The organism is Streptomyces sp. NPDC031479, assembly GCF_055581065.1.
Genome location: NZ_JBVIKC010000019.1, coordinates 128738 through 148387, shown reverse-complemented (window position 1 = coordinate 148387; position 19650 = coordinate 128738). Strand labels below are relative to the sequence as shown.

At 76.0% G+C, this 19650-nt stretch carries 3 protein-coding genes; 1 reads left to right on the top strand and 2 read right to left on the bottom strand.

Going from position 1 to position 19650, the window contains the following annotated elements; all coding sequences use genetic code 11:
* Positions 1–3: 3 nt before the first annotated feature.
* Positions 4–12315, bottom strand: coding sequence for an SDR family NAD(P)-dependent oxidoreductase (locus tag ACZ5D2_RS22150; RefSeq protein WP_468931313.1), 12312 nt, complete (start codon positions 12313–12315; stop codon positions 4–6).
* Positions 12316–12574: 259 nt separating this feature from the next.
* On the opposite strand from ACZ5D2_RS22150, the gene ACZ5D2_RS22145 reads away from it, so the two are divergent.
* The gene (locus ACZ5D2_RS22145; RefSeq protein WP_468931310.1) at positions 12575–13783 is read left to right on the top strand and encodes a cytochrome P450 family protein; all 1209 of its coding nucleotides are present in this window, start codon (positions 12575–12577) and stop codon (positions 13781–13783) included.
* 72 nt (positions 13784–13855) lie between these two features.
* Here the strand turns inward: ACZ5D2_RS22145 and ACZ5D2_RS22140 are convergent, their stop codons facing one another.
* A complete protein-coding gene (locus tag ACZ5D2_RS22140) occupies positions 13856–19570 on the bottom strand; it encodes a type I polyketide synthase (RefSeq protein ID WP_468931339.1) in 5715 nt (1904 codons plus the stop codon).
* Positions 19571–19650 lie beyond the last annotated feature (80 nt).

Here is a 19650-nt window from a genome sequence, read left to right as displayed (position 1 = left end):
GGCTCAGAGGCCGATTTCTCCGTTCAGGATGTCGAAGAGCTCCTCGTCGCTGACGTCGTCCACATCGGTGGCGGCCGGTGGCCGGACCGGGCCGCCGACCTGGGCGAGCAGGGCGCGCAGCCGGTCCTCCAGGTAGCGGGCGGTGACGGGGTCGGGTGCGGCGGTGCGCAGGCCCGCCGCGAGGTCGTCGAGCCGGCGCACGACGGCCGGGTCCGGCCGGTCGCCGGCCGGTGCCAGCTCGCGGTCGAGGAACTCGGCCAGGGCGACCGGGCTGGGGTGGTCGAAGACGAGCGTGGGCGAGAGCCGCAGTCCGGTCTCCGCGCCGAGCCGGTTGCGCAGTTCGATGGCGGCCAGCGAGTCCAGTCCCAGTTCCCGGAAGGAGCGTTCCGCCGGGACGTGGGCGGAGGTTCCGTGGCCGAGGACCGATCCGGTCTGGTTGCGGACCAGGTCGACGAGGAGCCTGCGGCGGGTGTCCGCGTCCGCTCCGGCGAGCCTGCGGGCGAACACGCCGCGCTCGGCGGCGGGCTGCTTGCGGGGCGGGCGGGCGCCGGCCGGGGTGCGGGCCGGGGCGGCGGCCGGCCGGGCGGCGACGAGGTTGGGTACGTCGGGCAGCGCGAGCGCCGCGTCGAGCAGGGCGAGGGCTTCGGCGTTGGTGAGCGGGACGGTGCCGTGGCGGGCCATGCGGGCGACGGCCTCGGGGCCGAGCCGGCCGGCCATGCCGCGTTCCTCGGCCCAGGGGCCCCACTGGAGGGACTGGGCGGGCAGGCCGAGGGCGCGGCGGTGGTGGGCGAAGGCGTCCAGGAAGCCGTTGGCGGCGGCGTAGTTGGCCTGGCCGGGGCTGCCCATGACGGCGGCCGCCGACGAGAAGAGGACGAACGCGTCAAGGGGGGCGCCCTTGGTCAGCTCGTGCAGGGCGACGGCGCCGGAGGCCTTGACCCGGATGACGCGTTCGAACTGTTCCTCCGTCAGGGTGCCGAGCAGTCCGTCGTCGACGACGCCGGCCGCGTGGACGACCGCCTTGAGGGGGCGGTCCGGGGGCAGCGCGGCCAGCGCGGCGGCGAGGGCCTCGCGGTCGGCGACGTCGCACGCGGCGAGCGTCACGCGGGCGCCGAGTCCGCGCAGGTCCGCGGCGAGTTCCCCGGCGCGCGGGCCGTCGGCGCCGCTGCGGCTGAGCAGCAGCAGGTCGGTGGCGCCGTGCCGGCGTACGAGGTGCTCGGCGACGACCGCGCCGAGGCCGCCGGTGCCACCGGTGATCAGGACGGTGCCGTCGATGGCGGGCGCCGGGGCGGCGGGGGCGGTCCCGGGGGGCGTCGGGCTCTGGGCCCTGCGGACCGGGCGGGGGGCCAGCAGCTTCCCGTCGCGGACGGCGGCCTCCCGCTCGTCCACGGTGAGGGCGCCGGGCAGCGCGGCCCAGGACCGGGGCCGCCCGTCGAGTTCGACGACGAGGAACTTTCCGGGGTGCTCGGCCTGTGCGGTGCGCAGCAGGGCGCGGACGGCTCCCCGGGTCGTGCCGGCCGGGTCGCCGTTCGGGACGACCAGGACGAGCCGGGCCGTCTCCGCGAGCGGGGACCCGGTCCACCGCCGCAGCAGGCAGGCGGTCCGCCAGGACGCCTCGCGGGCGTGGCGGGCCAGGTCGTCCCGGTCGGCCGGCTCGGGCAGTTCCAGCAGGTGCAGGACCGTGGTGGGGGCCTCGGCGGCCCGTTCGAGTGCCTCCAGGTCCGGGTGTGTGGTGACGGCTACGCCGAGTGGTGCGAGCGCATCGGCCAGGGCGGACGCCGGGGCGGTGGTCGGGGCGGACGCCGGGTCGGTGGTCGGGGCGGACGACGGGTCGGTGGTCGGGGCGGACGCCGGGTCGGGCCCGAGCAGTGCCACGGCGCCCGTGGGCGCGGGGCCCGGCTCCAGCGGCTGCCAGTCGGTCTCCAGCAGGGCCGCGGCGTCGCCCGCGAGGTCCTCCGGGCGCATCCGGCGCAGGGTCAGCGAGGTGACCGAGGCCACCGGTTCGCCCAGCGCGTCGGTGATCTCCAGCGACAGGGTGTCGGCGTCGGTCCGCGTCAGGTGGGCCCGTACCGAGGCCGCGCCCGGCCGGTGGAGGGTCATCCCCTGCCAGGTGAACGGCAGCCGGCCGGCGTCGTCGGACCCGCCGGGCGACTCGATGAAGCCGGTGTGCAGGGCGGCGTCGAAGAGGGCGGGGTGGAAGGCGAACCGTGCCGCGTCGTCGGCGTCCGCCGCGGGCAGGGCCACCTCGGCGAAGATCTCGTCGCCCCGGCGCCAGGCGGCCTTCAGGCCCTGGAACGCCGGGCCGTAGTCGAATCCCATGGCGGCGGCGCGGACGTACGCGTCGCCCGCCCCGACCGGTTCGGCACCGTCCGGCGGCCACACCAGCGACCCGGCCGGCGGGACGACGGCCGGCGCGGAGCCGGTGAGGATCCCGCTCGCGTGCCGGGTCCAGGCCGCGTCGGGGTCACCGGCCGGCCGCGCGTACACGGCCACCGACCGGGGCCCGGGTTCCCCGTCGGGGTCCGCGGGTGCCAGCACCGTCTGGACCTCGGCCACGGCGGCCTCGGGCAGGCGCAGCGGGGCGAGGACGGTCAGCTCGTCGAGGGTGTCGCAGCCCGCCTCGCGGCCGGCGCGCAGGGCCATCTCCACGAAGGCGGTGCCGGGCACGATCACCGTGCCGTTGACCACGTGGTCGGCCAGCCACGGGTGCGTACGGGCCGACAGGCGGCCGGAGAGGACCACCTCGTCGGAGGCCGCGTGGTCGAGCACGGTGGTGAGCAGCGGGTGCGCGTCCGGCTCGTACGCTCCGGCCGGGCGCGGGCGCGGCCAGTAGCGCTGCCGCTGGAAGGCGTAGCCGGGCACGCCGGGCGAGCGGGTACCGGGGCCGAAGTACGCGGCCCAGTCGGGGTCGGTGCCCCGGGCGAACAGCGCGGCCAGGGCGGCGGCGAGGGTGTGCTCCTCGGCCTGGCGGCGGCGCATGAGGGGGACGAACCCGGTCGCCCCGGCGTGGGCCTCGGTGACGCACTGCTGGGCCATCGCGGTCAGGACGGCGTCGGGGCCGATCTCCAGGTACGTACGGACGCCGGCGGCCTCCAGGTGGAGGACGGCGTCGTGGAAGCGGACGGCTTCGCGGACGTGCGTCACCCAGTAGGCGGGGGAGGTGAGTTCCCCGGCGGTGGCGAGGGTGCCCGTGAGGGTGGAGACGAGCGGGATCTCGGGGGCGTGGTAGGTGAGGGATTCCGCGACCTCACGGAACGCCTCCAGCATCGGCTCCATCAGCGGGGAGTGGAAGGCGTGCGAGACCGTGAGGCGCTTGGTCTTGTGGCCCCGCTCGGCCAGCTGCGCGGCCACCTCCAGGACGGCCGCCTCGGCGCCCGAAACCACCACCGCCGACGGACCGTTGACCGCCGCGATGTCGACGTCGGCCGACAGCAGCGGACGGACCTCGGCCTCGGCCGCCTGGACGGAGACCATCGCGCCGCCCTCCGGCAGCGCGCCCATCAGGGCGCCGCGGGCCGACACCAGCCGGGCCGCGTCCGCCAGCGACAGCACCCCGGCCACGTGCGCGGCGGCGATCTCGCCGATCGAGTGACCGGCGACGAAGTCCGGACGCAGGCCCAGCGACTCCGCGAGGCGGTACAGCGCCACCTCGACGGCGAAGAGGGCCGGCTGGGTGAACTCCGTGCGGTGGATCTCCTCGCCGCCCCCGAACACCAGGTCCTTCAGGGGGAGGTCGAAGTGGGTGCACGCCTCGTCGAACGCGGCGGCGAACACCGGCTGGGCCTCGTACAGCTCACGGCCCATACCGGGGCGCTGCGCGCCCTGGCCGGTGAAGAGGAAGGCGGACCTGCCCGGGGTGGCCGGGTCGGGGGCCGTGCCGGCCAGAGCCTCCAGGGCGGCCAGGGCCTCGGTCCGGTCGTGTGCGACCACGGCGGCACGGTGCTCGAAGGCCTTGCGGCTCACCGCCAGCGACCGGCCCACGGCCGTGAGGTCGGCCCCGGGATCGGCCGACACCCGGGCCAGCAGCCGCTCGGCCTGGGCGCGGAGCGCGTCCGCGTCACGGCCCGACAGCGGCCAGGGCGCGGCGGCGGGAGAGCGGTCCGACGGCCCGGCGGGGGCTGCGGGTGCGGGGGCGGCGGGTGCGGGGGGTGCCTCCTCCAGGATGACGTGCGCGTTGGTGCCGCTGATCCCGAAGGAGGACACGGCCGCGCGGCGCGGCTCGTCCGCCGGGGCCCAGGCCAGGGGGTCGGTCAGCAGCCGGACCGCGCCCGCCGTCCAGTCGACCTGCGGGGTCGGGGCGTCCACGTGCAGGGTCTTGGGGACGAGGCCGTGCCGCATCGCGAGGATCATCTTGATCACGCCGGCCACGCCGGCCGCGGCCTGGGTGTGGCCGAGGTTGGACTTGAGGGAGCCCAGCCACAGCGGACGGTCGGCCGGGCGGTCCTGCCCGTAGGTGGCGAGCAGGGCCTGGGCCTCGATCGGGTCGCCGAGCGGCGTCCCGGTGCCGTGCGCCTCCACCACGTCGACCTGCCCGCCCGTCAGGCCGGCGTTGGCGAGGGCCTGGCGGATGACGCGCTGCTGGGAGGGGCCGTTGGGGGCGGACAGGCCGTTGGAGGCGCCGTCCTGGTTGACCGCGGACCCCTTGAGGACCGCCAGGACCTCGTGGCCGTTGCGGCGGGCGTCCGAGAGCCGCTCGACGAGGAGCAGGCCGACGCCCTCGGACCAGCCGGTGCCGTCGGCCGCCGCCGCGAACGCCCGGCACCGCCCGTCGGGCGACAGGCCGCGCTGGCGGCTGAAGTCGACGAAGGCGTCGGGGGTGGACATGATGGTCACCCCGCCGACGAGGGCGAGTCCGCACTCGCCGCGCCGCAGGGCCTCCGCCGCGAGGTGCAGGGCGACGAGGGAGGACGAGCAGGCGGTGTCCACCGTCAGCGCGGGCCCCTCGAAGCCGAAGCTGTACGCGATCCGGCCCGAGACGACGCTGCTCGCGCCGCCCGTGCCCAGGTAGCCCTCCAGGTCCTCGGCGGACCGCGCCACCAGGGCCGTGTAGTCCTGGCCGTTGGATCCGACGTAGACGCCGGTGCGGCTGCCGCGCAGGGAGTCGGGGTCGATGCCCGCCTGCTCGAACAGCTCCCAGGAGGTTTCCAGCAGCAGCCGCTGCTGGGGGTCCATGGCGAGGGCCTCGCGCGGGGAGATCCCGAAGAAGCCGGCGTCGAAGTCGCCCACGGCGGGCAGGAAGCCGCCCGCCGTCGCGTACGTGGTCCCGGGCGCGTCGGGGTCCTCGTCGAACAGGCCGTCGAGGTCCCAGCCGCGGTCCTGCGGGAACGGGCCCACGGCGTCGACGCCGTCCGCCAGCAGGGTCCACAGGCCGTCGGCCGAGGTGACCCCGCCCGGGAAGCGGCAGGCGACCCCGACGACCACCACGGGGTCGGCGGCGTCCGCCACCGGGCCCGCCACGGCGGCCTCGGTCACCGAACCGACCAGTTCGCCCCGCAGGAACTCCGCCAGCGCGACCGGGCTGGGGTAGTCGAAGGCGAGGGAGGCCGGCAGGCGCAGTCCGGTGACCGCGCCGAGCCGGCTGCCGAGTTCCACCGAGGCCAGCGAGTCGAAGCCCAGCTGCCGGAAGGACCGCTCGGGGGCGATGGCGTCCGGTGACGGGTGCATCAGCAGGTCGGCGGCGTGCCCGCGGATCAGTTCGACGAGGGCCGCGCGCTGCCGGTCCGGGCTCAGGCCTGCCAGCGTGCCGGCGAATCCGGACGCCGGTCCGGGGAGCGCCGCGCCGGTGATCGCCCGCAGGACGGCCCGGCGGGCCGCCGGGCCGTGGGCCCGTGCGTACCGGTCCCAGTCGATGTCGGCGGCCAGTACGGCGGTTTCGCCGTGGCGGATCGCGCCGTCCAGCAGCCGCAGGGCCCGCCGCGGGCTCATCGGGCGGAAGCCGGTGCGGCGCATGCGTTCGCGGACGACGGCGTCGGCCGCGGCCATGCCCTCGCCGTCCCAGGCGCCCCACGCGACGGCGGTGGCCGGCAGGCCTTCGCGGCGGCGCTGCCGGGCGAGGGCGTCCAGGGCGGCGTTCGCCGCCGCGTAGTTCCCCTGTCCGGCGGCGCCGAGGACGCCGGCGAGCGAGGAGAAGAGGACGAACGCGTCGAGGGCCAGGCCGCGCGTGAGCCGGTGCAGGGTGAGGGCGGCGTCCGTCTTGCCGGCCAGTACGCCGGTGAGCTGCGCGGGGGTGAGGGCGCTCAGCACGCCGTCGTCGAGGACTCCGGCCGTGTGGAAGACGGCCGTCAGCGGATGTTCGGCCGGCACCTCGGCGAGCAGGGCGGCGAGGGCGTCCTCGTCGGAGACGTCGCAGGCCGCGAGGGTGACCTCGGCCCCCAGGGCGGCCAGGCCTTCGACGAGCGCGGCGGCGCCGGGGGCGTCGGCGCCCCGCCGGCTGACGAGCAGCAGGTGGTCGGCGCCGGCCTCGGCGAGCCGGCGGGCGACGTGGCCGCCGAGGGCGCCGGTGCCGCCGGTGACCAGGACGGTGCCGCGCGGCGACCAGTCGCGGGCGGGCTGCGACCCCGACCAGCCGGTCCGCACCAGCCGCCGGGCGTGGAGCCCGGAGGGCCTCAGGGCGGTCTCGTCCTCGTCGGCGCCGCCGCACAGGAGGGCGCACAGCCGTCGCAGGGCGTCGGCGTCGGGCTCCTCGGGCAGGTCGACCAGGCCGCCCCAGCCGGCGGGGAGTTCCAGCGCGGCCACCCGGCCCAGGCCCCAGAGCTGGGCCTGGCGGGGACGCACGGGGCCGTCGTCGTGGCCGTCGACCGCGACGGCTCCGCGCGTGGCGATCCACAGGGGCGCCGACAGGCCGGTGTCCCCGAGGGCCTGGATCAGGGCGAGGGTGGCGGCCGTCGCGTCGGCGCTGTCGGCGGTCTCTCCGCCGGTGCCGACGCCGGTGCCGGTGTCGGTGTTGACGCCGGTGTCGACGCCGAGGAGGGACAGCACGCCCGCGAGGCCGTCCGCCGGGAGGGCGGGGGCGATCCGCCGGGCGAGGACGGTCCGGTCGTGCTCGGCGGCGGTCAGGGGCAGCTCCACGACGTGGGCGCCCCGGTCGGCCAGCGCGGCGAGGACGGCGTCGGTGGCCCCCGCCCGGCGGCCGGCGTCCGTGACGACCAGCCAGGAGCCGGGCGCTGCGGGCGCCTCGGAGGGGTCGTCGAGGCGCTCCCACGTCTCGCGGTAGAGCAGGTCGTCGTCCGTTTCGGGGAGGCGACCGGAGGCGGCCGTCAGGGGCGCGGCGGGCCAGTAGCGCTGCCGCTGGAACGGGTACGTCGGCAGGTCGACGCGGCGACCGGACAGCAGGCGCGTCCAGTCGGGGTCGAAGCCGCGGACGAACGCTCCCGCGAGGGCGGACGTCAGGGTGACCGTCTCGGCGCGGTCGCGGCGCAGCAGGGGCAGGAGGGTGGCGGGTTCGTCGAGGCAGGCCTGTCCCATGGCGGTGAGGACGGCGTCGGGGCCGATCTCCAGGTAGGTGCGGACGCCGGCCGTCTCCAGGTGGCGCATGGCGTCGTGGAAGCGGACGGCCTCGCGGACGTGCGTCACCCAGTAGGCGGGGGAGGTCAGTTCCCCGGCGGTGGCGAGGGTGCCCGTGAGGGTGGAGACGACCGGGATCGCCGGAGCCGCATAGGTCAGGGACTCGGCGACTTCGCGGAAGGCCTCCAGCATCGGCTCCATCAGCGGGGAGTGGAAGGCGTGCGAGACCGTGAGGCGCTTGGTCTTGTGACCCCGCTCGGCCAGCTGCGCGGCCACCTCCAGTACGGCCCGCTCGGCGCCTGAAATCACCACTGATGAGGGCCCGTTGACCGCCGCGATGTCCACATCGGAGCGGAGTAGCGGGCGGACCTCGGCCTCGGCCGCCTGGACGGAGACCATCGCGCCGCCCTCCGGCAGCGCGCCCATCAGCGCGCCGCGGGCCGACACCAGCCGGGCCGCGTCCGCCAGCGACAGCACCCCGGCCACGTGCGCGGCGGCGATCTCGCCGATCGAGTGACCCGCCAGGAAGCCGGGGCGGATGCCGTAGGACTCCAGCAGGCGGTACAGCGCCACCTCGACGGCGAAGAGGGCCGGCTGGGTGAACTCCGTGCGGTGGATCTCCTCGCCGCCCCCGAACACCAGCTCCTTCAGCGGCAGGTCGAAGTGCGCGCACACCTCATCGAACGCCCCGGCGAACACCGGCTGCGCCCCGTACAGCTCACGGCCCATCCCCGGACGCTGCGCGCCCTGGCCGGAGAAGAGGAAGGCAAGCTTCCCGCCGGACACCGCGCCCTCGACGGCCCCGGACGCCGGACGGCCCGCGGCCAGGGCCTCCAGGGCGGACAGCAGACCGTCCCGGTCCGCCGCCACCACGGCCGCCCGGGTGCCCAGGGCCGCCCGCGAGGTCGCCAGCGAGAAGGCCACGTCCGCCACGTGCAGGTCCGTGTCCGCCGTCACCCGCTCCAGCAGCCGGCCCGCCTGCGCCCGCACCGCCTGCGCGTCCCGGCCCGACAGCACCCACAGGGGCAGGGGGGCGTCCGCCGTCGGCGGCTCCGGCGCGCTGAGGGGCGGTGCTTCCTCCAGGATGACGTGGGCGTTGGTGCCGCTGATGCCGAAGGAGGAGACGGCGGCCCGGCGGGGTTCGCCCGTCTCGGGCCAGGTGACGCTCTCACCGAGCAGTTCGACCCGGCCGGCCGTCCAGTCGACGTGCGGGGTGGGCGCGTCGACGTGCAGGGTGCGGGGCAGGATGCCGTGGCGCATCGCCGTCATCATCTTGATGACGCCGGCCATGCCCGCCGCGGCCTGGGTGTGGCCCAGGTTCGACTTGACGGAGCCCAGCCACAGCGGCCGGTCCGTCGCCGCCCGGTCCTGTCCGTAGGTGGCGAGGAGCGCCTGCGCCTCGATGGGGTCGCCGAGGGTCGTGCCCGTGCCGTGGGCCTCGACGGCGTCGACCTGGCGGGCCGTCAGGCCGGCGTTGGCGAGGGCCTGGCGGATGACGCGCTGCTGGGAGGGGCCGTTGGGGGCGGACAGGCCGTTGGATGCGCCGTCCTGGTTGACCGCGGACCCCTTGAGGACCGCGAGGACCTCGTGGCCGTTGCGGCGGGCGTCCGAGAGCCGCTCGACGAGGAGCAGGCCGACGCCCTCGGACCAGGCGGTGCCGTCGGCGGCGGCGGCGAAGGGCTTGCAGCGGCCGTCGGGGGCCAGTCCGCGCTGGCGGCTGAAGTCGACGAAGGAGGCCGGGGTGGACATCAGGGCGACACCGCCGGCCACGGCGAGCGAGCATTCGCCCCGGCGCAGGGCCTCGGCCGCGAGGTGCAGGGCGACGAGGGAGGACGAGCACGCCGTGTCGACGGTCAGCGCGGGGCCCTGGAACCCGTAGAAGTAGGACAGCCGGCCCGACAGGACGCTGCCCGCGCCGCCCGTGCTGAGGTACCCCTCCAGGCCGCTCTCCCCGGCGAGCCGGGGCGCGTAGTCGTGGTACATCTGCCCGGCGTAGACGCCGGTGCGGCTGCCGCGCAGGGAGTCGGGGTCGATGCCCGCCCGCTCGAACAGCTCCCAGGAGGTCTCCAGCAGCAGCCGCTGCTGGGGGTCCATGGCGAGGGCCTCGCGCGGGGAGATCCCGAAGAAGCCGGCGTCGAAGTCGGCGGCCCCGTCGAGGAACCCGCCGTCGCGGGTGTACGTGGTCCCGGGCGCGTCGGGGTCGGCGTCGAACAGGCCGTCGAGGTCCCAGCCGCGGTCCTGCGGGAAGGGACCGACGGCATCGGCGCCGGAGGCGACCAGCCGCCAGAGTTCCTCGGGCGATCCCACACCGCCCGGGAACCGGCAGGCGGCGCCGACCACGACGACCGGGTCGGCGGCGTCGGCCCGCGGGTCCTGCCCGGCCCGCTCCCCCGGCGCGGGGGCGGAGGTCCCGTCGAGGAGTGCGCCGCGCAGGAAGCGGGCCAGCAGGAGCGGGCTCGGGTGGTCGAACGCCAGCGAGGCCGGAAGCCGCAGGCCGGTGGCGGTGGACAGGCGCGTGGCCAGCCTGACCGAGGCCATGGAGTCGAAGCCGAGCGGCCGGGACCGCTCGCGGGGGTCGGAGGCGGGGGCGGTGCCGCGGACGTCGGCGATGGCGTCGGCGACGATGCGCAGCAGGCGCCGTTCGCGGCCGGCCTCGCCCAGGGGGGCCAGTTCCGCGGTCAGCCTCAGCGTCAGTGCCGGGTCCCCGGTGGCCGTGGCGGTGGCGGTGGCGCGTGCCGGCTCGTCGCCGAACGCGTGGACGCGGACGGCCGGTTCGCCCTCGATCAGCGCGGCGTCGAGGCCTTCGGCCAGCTCCCGCCCGGTGACCTCCGGTGCCGCGCTCAGGGAGAGCGCCGTACGGCCGTCCGCGCGCAGGCGCCGGGCGACGGCGTCGAAGACGGTACCGGGTACGGCACCGGGCCCGGTGGGGGTGAGCAGGACCACGGCGTGCGTGTCGAAGCCGGTCAGGGCACGGTCGGCCGCCTCGGCGTCGGCGGGGTCGCAGGCGGCGCGGACGACGTCCGGGCACAGGTGGGCGCCGGTCAGGTGGGCGGCCAGGGCCGCGGCGCGGTCCTGCTCGCCCGGTCCGGTGATCAGGAGCACGGGGGTGCCGGCCAGTGCGCTCGTGTCGTCGGCGGGGAGCGAGGCGGGCAGCGGCGCCGGTTCGGGCAGGGTCCGGCCGACCCGCTCGTGGTGGGTGGAGCCGGCCGCGAGGAGCCGCGAGGGCTCGGAGCCGTTCCCGACCAGGCCGCGGACGGTCTTGCCGGAGGCGGTCCGGGGGATGCGGGTCGTGAGGTGGAGCGCGGCGGGCACCTTGAAGTAGGCGAGCTGCTCGCGGCACCGGGTCAGGATGTCCGCGGGCGACAGGCTCCGGCCGTCCTTGGGCACCACGTAGGCGACGGGGACCTCGCCTAGTCCGGGGTGGGGGCGCGCGACGACGGCGGCGTCGGCGACGGCTTCGTCGGCGCGGATCAGGTCCTCGATCTCGGCGGGGTGGATGTTCTCGCCGCCCCGGATGATCAGTTCCTTGAGCCGTCCGGTGATGGTCAGGAAGCCGTCGGCGTCGAGCCGTCCCAGGTCGCCGGTGCGGTACCAGCCGTCGTGGAAGGCCGCCGCGGTCGCCTCGGGGGCGTGGTGGTAGCCGAGCATCAGGCTGGGGCTGTCGACCCAGATCTCGCCCTCGTCGCCGCCGGGGACGTCGAGCCGGGTGGCCGGGTCGACGACGCGCAGGCCCAGGCCCGGTACGGGGCGGCCGCAGGAGCCGGGGACGCGCGGTCCGGTGAGCGGGTTGCAGGTGATGACGCCGGTGGTCTCGGTGCTGCCGTAGCTGTCGATCAGCGGGACGCCGAAGGCCTCGGCGAAGCGTTCGCCGAGGGCCGCGCCGGTCACCGCGCCGGCCACCAGGAACGCCCGCAGTCCGGTGAGGGCCGGTTCGCCCTCGCCCGCGCTGTCCAGCAGGTGGTGGCACAGCGTCGGGACGGCCGCCATCAGGGTGTACGGGGCCGCGCGCAGTTCGGCGATCACCTCGCCCGGAGTGAAGTCGGCCATGATCCGCGCGGAGGCGCCGGTGGCGGTGACGCCGAGGACGCAAAGGTTGAACGCGAAGCTGTGGTGCAGCGGCAGGGGCCACAGCAGCCGGTCGTCCTCGGTGATGCCGAGGACCGCCGGGTAGCCGGCCGCGACGGACCGGAGGCCGGCGCGCTGGGTGGACAGGACGCCCTTGGGGGCGCCGGTGGTGCCGGAGGTGTAGAGCATCCAGGCGACCTCGTCGAGGCCGAGGTCGTCCGGGGCGGGCACGGCCGGGTCGGTGGCGCACAGCCGCGCGAAGTCGTGGACGTCGTGGGTGGCGGGGGTGGCGGGGGTGTCCTCGTGGGTGTCCTCGGGGGTGTCGCCCGGTGCGGAGAGGACGACGAAGCGGATGCCGTGGCCGACCGCGTCCAGGCGGCGGTACTGCGCGAGGCGGGGCGCGTCGGTGATGACGAGGACGGCTTCGGAGTCGTCGAGGACGTGCCTCAGTTCCGCGTCCCCCGCGTGCGGGTTGACCGGTACGGCGACGAGGGACGCCCGGGTCGCGGCGAGGAATCCCTCGACCGTCTCCACCCGGTTGCCCAGGTGGACGAGGACGCGTCGGCCGCGGCCGTCCGCGAGGGCGGCGAGGTGACCGGCGAGCCGGCCCGTCGTCGTCGCCAGTTCCCCGTACGTGACGCCGCGCGTCCCGTCGGAGTAGGCGGTCCGGGCGGCGCGCTCGCGTGCGTGCTCCCGGAGGAGTTCCGAGATCGGCCTGACAAGGCCGGCCCGCACACCCTGCTCCCCCATTGCGTGTCCCTCGCATCCGATCGACCACATTGATCCGGACCAATGCTCTTACCGAACGGGAGAAAGCTTTATGAATTTCTTTGGCTTCCCCCGCCAGGCGGCCGATACTATGCGAACCGACAAGCGAGATCAACTTCAATAGTGGTGTTACCCAGGGCGACCCCTATCAGCCCCTATAAACCCCTGAGGAAACCCCTACCAGAGCCCGCCAGGCAACCCCTATAAAGCAATCCGAGGAGTATTCGTGTCCCTTCCGATAATGGATGACGAGTTTTTGAGCAACCCCTATCCGGCCTTCGCCGGCCTCAGGGCGCAGGGGCCGGTGCACCGGATGCTGCTGCCCAGCGGCCTGCGGGTATGGGCGGTTGTCAGCCACGAGGAGGCCCGGGTCGCGATGACCCACCCGGCGCTGTCCAAGGACATCGACACCTCCGTCGAGCTGGGCTACTTCGACCGCGAGATGAGCGCCGGCGGCACACCCCGGCTGGAGCACAGCTCGGTGGGCCGGCACATGCTCAACATGGACCCGCCGGGCCACACCCGGCTGCGCAAGCTGGTCAACAAGGCCCTGACCGCGCGGAGCGTGGAGCGGCTGCGGCCCACGATCGAGCGGATCAGCGCGGACCTGCTGGACGCGGCCGAGAAGGCCGCCGCGGAATCGGGCGACGGCACCGTGGACCTCGTGGAGCACTACACCGCGGTGTTCCCGGTCAAGGTGCTCGGGGAGCTGCTGGGCATCACGGCCGAGCACCTGCCGATCCTGGTGGGGCTGACGGGCGCCATCATGTCGAACGACAACGAGAACGCCGGCGCGAACATGGCGAAGTTCGGGCAGCACATCGGCGCGATGATCCAGCAGAAGCGGGCCGATCCGGGCGACGACCTCATCAGCGCCCTGGTGACCGCCCGCGACGACCAGGACCAGCTGTCCGACGTGGAACTGGTCTCGACGGTCTTCCTGCTGGTGGTGGCGGGATACGAAACCACCGTGAACATGATCGGGCACGGCGTGCGGGCGCTGCTGAACCATCCGGAACAGCTCGCGGCGGTCCGCGAGGACCCGGCCCTCATTCCGGCCGCCAACGAGGAATTCCTCCGCTACGAGGGTCCGGGGAACCGGGCGACCCTGCGCTACGCGACCGAGCCGCTGGAACTGGGCGGCGTGACCGTCGGGGCGGGCGAATACGTGTCGGTGCTGCTCGGGTCGGCCAACCGGGACGAGGCGAAGTTCGCCTGCCCGCACATGCTCGATGTGGCCCGGTCCACCAACGGACATCTGGGATTCGGGCACGGAATCCACTACTGCGTCGGCGCGCCGCTCGCCCGTGCGGAAATGGAAATCGCGCTGCGCGATATCCTCACCCGATTCCCCGGCCTTTCCCTCGCCGTGCCGGATTCGGAATTGCGCTGGCGCAAGAGTTTCATGATGCAGGGCCTGGAGACGCTTCCGGTGCGACTGCGCCCGTAGCGGGAAGCGGGAAAAGGAAAGGGCCTGCGCCCGGCGGATCGTTCCGCCCGGCGCAGGCCCTCCTGCTTGTCCCTACTTGCCGAACTCCGCCCGGATGAAGTCGAAGATCTCGTCGGCGGAGGCGGTGCCCAGGGCCGCGGTGGCACCGGTGCCCCCGTCCGCGTCCGTCCCGTCCGCGGGCCCGGCGGGCGATGCCGTCGCCAGGAGCGCCAGCAGGCCGTTCAGGCGCGCGGAAACATCCGCCCGTACGTCCTCGGACGCGTCGGAGGCGACCGCCCGCAGGGTGCCCTCCAGCCGGTCCAGTTCGCCGAACACCGGCGGGCGGACCTCCTCGACGACGAGCAGGCCGCGCAGGTGGGCGGCGAGCGCGGCCGGCGTCGGGTAGTCGAAGACGAGGGTGGTGGGCAGGCGCAGCCCGGTGGCGGTGCCGAGGCGGTTGCGGAGCTGGACCGCGGTGAGGGAGTCCAGCCCCAGTTCCAGGAAGCCCCGGTCGGCCTCGACGGCCTGCGGCCCGGCGTGGCCGAGGACGGTGGCGGCGTGGCCGCGCACCAGGTCGGACAGGATCCGCGTGCGCTCGTTCTCCGGGAGTCCCGCCAGCTGCTGCGCCAGGGAGGTCGGCGGCGCCGCCTCGACGGCCGCTGCCCGGCGCACCGGTACGGGGACCAGGGCGCGCAGCAGCGACGGCACGCTCTCGCCGGCCGCGGCCTGGGCGCGCAGCGCCGCGAGGTCCACCCGCATCGGCACGAGCACGGCCTCGTCGCGGGTGAGGGCGGCGTCCAGGAGTTCCAGGCCCTCGGCGGTCGTCAGGGCCTGGGCGCCCGCGCGCTCGATGCGGGCGATGCCGGCCCCGTCGAGGTGCCCGGTCATGCCGCTGCGTTCGGCCCACAGGCCCCAGGCGAGGGACTGGGCGGGCAGGCCGAGGGAGCGCCGGTGCTGGGCGAGGGCGTCGACGTAGGCGTTGGCCGCCGCGTAGTTGCCCTGGCCGGGGGCGCCGAACAGGCTCGCGGCGGAGGAGAAGAGGACGAACGCCGACAGGTCCAGGCCGGCGGTGAGTTCGTGGAGGTGCCCGGCCGCGTCGGCCTTGGGGCGCAGGACCGCGTCGAAGCGCTCCGGGGTGAGGGACTCGATCACACCGTCGTCCAGGACCCCCGCCGTGTGGATGACGGCGGTGAGCGGGTGGGCCGCCGGGACCGAGGCCAGGAGGGCGGCCACGGCGTCGCGGTCGGCGGTGTCGCAGGCGGCGACGGTGACCGAGGCGCCCGCCTCGGACAGTTCGGCGACGAGGTCCTCGGCGCCGCCGGAGCGGGAGGCCAGCAGGAGGTGGCGTACGCCGTGTTCGGTGACCAGGTGGCGGGCGACGGCCCGGCCGAGGGTTCCGGTGCCGCCGGTGACCAGGACGGTACCGCCGGGTGCCAGGAGCGGCTCGCGCGGTGCGGGGGCGGCGTCCGTCGCGGTGGCGGCGGTCGCGCTCGTGGTCGTACGGGCCAGGCGCGGGGCGTGGACCGTACCGCCGCGCAGCGCGGTCTGGGGTTCCGCGGAGGCCACGGCCCGGCCCAGGGCGCTCTCGTCGGCGGCTCCGAGCGCGCTCTCGGCGGTGTCCCCGGCGGCCGGCTCCAGGTCGATCAGCAGGAACCGCTCGGGGTGCTCCGACTGCGCCGAGCGCACCAGGCCCCACACGGCGGCCTGGACCAGGTCCGGGGCCCCGTCGGCCTCCCCCGTCATCACGGCGCCCCGGGTGACGACGGCGAGGCGGGAGTCCGCGAGGCGGGAGTCGGCGAGCCAGGACCGCAGCAGTTCCAGGGTGGCGGCGGTAGCGGAGCGCACGTCGGGGGCGCCCGCTGCGGGCGAGGCCAGTACGAGCGCGGGGGCGGCGGTGAGCTCCGCGAGGTGCCCGATCCGCTGCGCGCCGGCCGCCGGGCCGGGGGTGGCGCCGCCGAGCACCGCCCAGGGGCCGCCGGGGGCCGCCTGCGCGGCCGGGAGCGGGGTCCAGTCGAGGCGGAACAGCGCGTCGGCGTGCCGGGAGCGGGCGGCGGCGAGCCGGTCGCGGGTCAGCGGGCGCAGCACCAGGGAGGCGACGGTGGCCACCGGGAGGCCGGTCTGGTCGGCGAGTTGGAGGGAGACGGCGTCGTTGCCGGCGGGCGCGAGGGCGACCCGCAGGGCCGTGGCGCCGGTGGCGTGCAGGGTCACGTCGTGCCAGGAGAAGGGCATCCGCCCCTGGCCGATCCCGCCGTCCCCGCCGTCCCCGCCGTCCCCGCCGGGCAGCGCGCCGAGCGGGATCGCGTGCAGGGCGGAGTCCGAGAGGGCGGGGTGCAGGCCGAAGCGGCCGGCCGGGTCCCGCTGGTCCTCGGGGAGGCCGACCTCGGCGAAGACCTCGTCGCCCCGGCGCCACGCGGCGCGCAGCCCCCGGAAGACGGGCCCGTACCCGAAGCCCGCCTCGGCGAAGCGGTCGTAGAGGTCCGTCACGTCGACCGGGTGCGCCCCCTCGGGCGGCCACACGCCGAAGCCGGCGGTGGCGGGGGCGGTGTCCGGGGCGAGGTGCCCGCCGGCCTGGCGGGTCCACGGCCGCCCGGCCCCGGCCGGGTCGCCGTCCGGGCCGTCGCCGCCGTCCGGGCCGTCGCCGCGCGCGTACACGGCCACCGGCCGGCGGCCGGCGTCGTCCGGTGCGCCGACGGTGAGCTGGACCTGGACACCGCCCTGCTCGGGCAGCGGCAGCGGGGCCTCCAGGACGAGTTCCTCCACCCGGGGGCAGCCGAGCCGGCGGCCGGCGTGCAGGGCCAGTTCCAGGAAGGCCGTGCCCGGCAGGAGCGCGTCGCCGAGCAGGGCGTGGTCGGCGAGCCAGGGATGGGAGGTGCGCGAGAGGCGGGTGGTGAAGAGGAAGCCGTCGGTGTCGGGCAGCGGGACGGCGGCGCCGAGCAGGGGGTGTCCGGCGGAGCCGAGGCCGAGCGCGGTGGCGTCGCCGGCGGGGGCGAAGGCCTCCGGCCAGTACCGGCTGCGCTGGAAGGCGTACGTGGGCAGGTCGACGGGCCGGGCCGGCCGGCCGGAGCGCGCCGCGGCCCAGTCCACGTCGACGCCGTGGACGTGGGCGGTGGCGAGCGAGGTCAGGAAGCGGGCGGGGCCGCCGGAGTCGCGGCGCAGGGTCTCGCCCAGGAAGGCGTCGGTGCCGGCTTGTTCGAGGGTCTCGGCCAGCCCCACGCCGAGCACCGGGTGCGGGCCGATCTCCAGGAAGTGGGCGTAGCCGTCGGCGGCCAGGGCCCGGACGGCCGGTTCCAGCCGGACGGTCTGGCGCATGTTGCGGTACCAGTAGCCGGCGTCCAGCTCCTCGGTCTCCAGCAGGGTGCCGGTCACGGTGGAGTAGTAGGGGACGGCGGATCCGGCGGGGGCGACCGGGGCGAGGGCGTCGAGCATCCGCTCGCGCACCTCCTCGATGCGGGCCGAGTGCCCCGGGGTGTCCACGCCGTGGACCCGCCGGGCCCAGACGCCGTCGGCCGTGAGCTTCTCCAGGAGTTCGTCCAGGGCCGTGCGGTCGCCCGCGACGACCGCGGAGGTCGGTCCGTTGACGGCGGCGAGGGAGAGCCTGCCGTCCCACGCGGGCAGCAGGTCCTCGACGCGGTCCGCGGGCAGGGCGACGGAGGCCATGGCGCTGGTGCCCGACAGTTCGAGCAGGGCCTGGCTGCGCAGGGCGACGATCCTGGCCCCGTCGGCCAGGGAGAGCGCGCCGGCGACGACGGCCGCGGCGACCTCGCCCTGGCTGTGGCCGACCACGGCGGCCGGTTCGACGCCGCAGGCCCGCCAGAGTTCGGCGAGGGAGACCATCACCGCGAACAGGGCGGGCTGCAGGACGTCCACCCGGTCCAGGGAGGGCGCTCCGTCCGCCGCCCGCAGGACGTCGGTCAGCGACCAGTCCAGATGGGGGGCGAACGCGGCCGCGCAGGCTTCGACGCGTGCGGCGAAGACCGGGGAGGTGTCGAGGAGTTCGAGGGCCATGCCGGTCCACTGCGAGCCCTGGCCGGGGAAGACGAACACCGGCCGGACGCCGGAGGACCGGGCCACGCCGGTGACCGGCCCGGCGGGGAGCCGGCCGGCGGTGAGCCGGCCCGCGTCCCCGTCCGCGTTCCCGTCCGCGTCCGAGGCCAGGGCGTCCAGGCCGCCGAGGAAGCCGTCGCGGCCGTCGGCGAGGAGGACCGCGCGGTGTTCGAAGGCCGAGCGGGCGTGCAGCAGGGCGCCGCCCACGTCGTACGGGTCGAGGTGCGGGTCGGCCCGGACGAGGGCCCGCAGCCGCCCGGCCTGTGCGCGCAGGGCCGGGGCGGTGCGGCCCGAGAGCGGCCAGGCGGTGGCGGCGGCGCCGGGGGCGAAGGCGGCGGGGAGGGCGGCGGGCGCGGCGGTGTCCTCGCCGCCGGCCGCGGGGGCCTCGGCGGGGAGGGGGGCCGGGCCGGGGGCGGGTGCCTGTTCCAGGATGGCGTGGGCGTTGGTGCCGCTGATGCCGAAGGAGGAGACGGCGGCGCGTCGGGGGCGTCCGGTCTCGGGCCACGGCCGGGCCTCGGCCAGCAGTTCCACCGCGCCGGAGGCCCAGTCGACGTGCGGGGTCGGCTCCGTGGCGTGCAGGGACTTCGGCAGGACGCCGTGCCGCATGGCCATGACCATCTTGATGACCCCGCCGGCGCCGGCGGCGGCCTGGGTGTGGCCGATGTTGGACTTGAGGGAGCCCAGCCACAGCGGCCGGTCCGCCGGGCGCTCCTGGCCGTAGGTGGCCAGCAGCGACTGCGCCTCGATCGGGTCGCCGAGGGAGGTGCCCGTGCCGTGGGCCTCGACCGCGTCGACCTGGTCGGCGGTCAGCCGGGCGTTGGCCAGGGCCTGCCCGATGACCCGCTGCTGCGAGGGGCCGTTGGGGGCGGTCAGGCCGTTGCTCGCGCCGTCCTGGTTGACGGCGGAGCCGCGGATCACGGCGAGGACCTCGTGGCCGTTGCGGCGGGCGTCGGAGAGCCGTTCCAGGAGGAGCATGCCCACTCCTTCGGACCAGCCGGTGCCGTCGGCGTGCGCGGAGAAGGGCTTGCAGCGGCCGTCGGGGGCGAGCGAGCGCTGGCGGCTGAACTCGACGAAGGAGGCGGGGGTGGACATGACCGTCGCGCCGCCGGTCATCGCCAGCGAGCACTCGCCGCGGCGCAGCGACTCGGCCGCCAGGTGCAGGGTCACCAGCGAGGAGGAGCAGGCGGTGTCCACGGTGAGGGCGGGGCCCTCGAAGCCGAAGGTGTAGGCGATGCGTCCCGAGGCGATGCTGCCGGCGCTGCCGTTGATCACGTAGCCGGCCAGGTTCTCCCGGCCTTCCAGGAGGTTGGCGTAGTCGTGGTACATCACGGAGAGGAACACGCCGGTGCGGCTGCCGCGCAGCGAGGCGGCGTCGATCCCGGCCCGTTCGACGACCTCCCAGGCGGTCTCCATCAGGAGGCGCTGCTGGGGGTCCATCGCGAGGGCCTCGCGCTGGTTGATGCCGAAGAACGCGGCGTCGAACTCGGCGACGCGGTCGATGAACCCGCCCTCGCGGGTGTACGTGGTCCCGGGCCGTTCGGGGTCCGGGTCGTACAGCGCGTCGAGGTCCCAGCCGCGGTCGGCGGGGAAGGGGGAGATCGCGTCGACTCCCCCGTCGAGCAGCCGCCACAGGTCCTCCGGCGAGGTCACCCCGCCGGGGAAGCGGCAGCCCATCCCGACGATGGCGATGGGCTCGTGGCCCGCTTCCTCGGCATCGTGGAGCTGCTGCTTGACGGAGCGCAGTTCGACGGTCGCGCGCTTCAGGTAGTCGCGGAGTTCTTGTTCGGTCGCCATCGGCATTGCCCTTTGTTGTCTGATGTCGGAAACAGCTGCGGAGGGGGCCG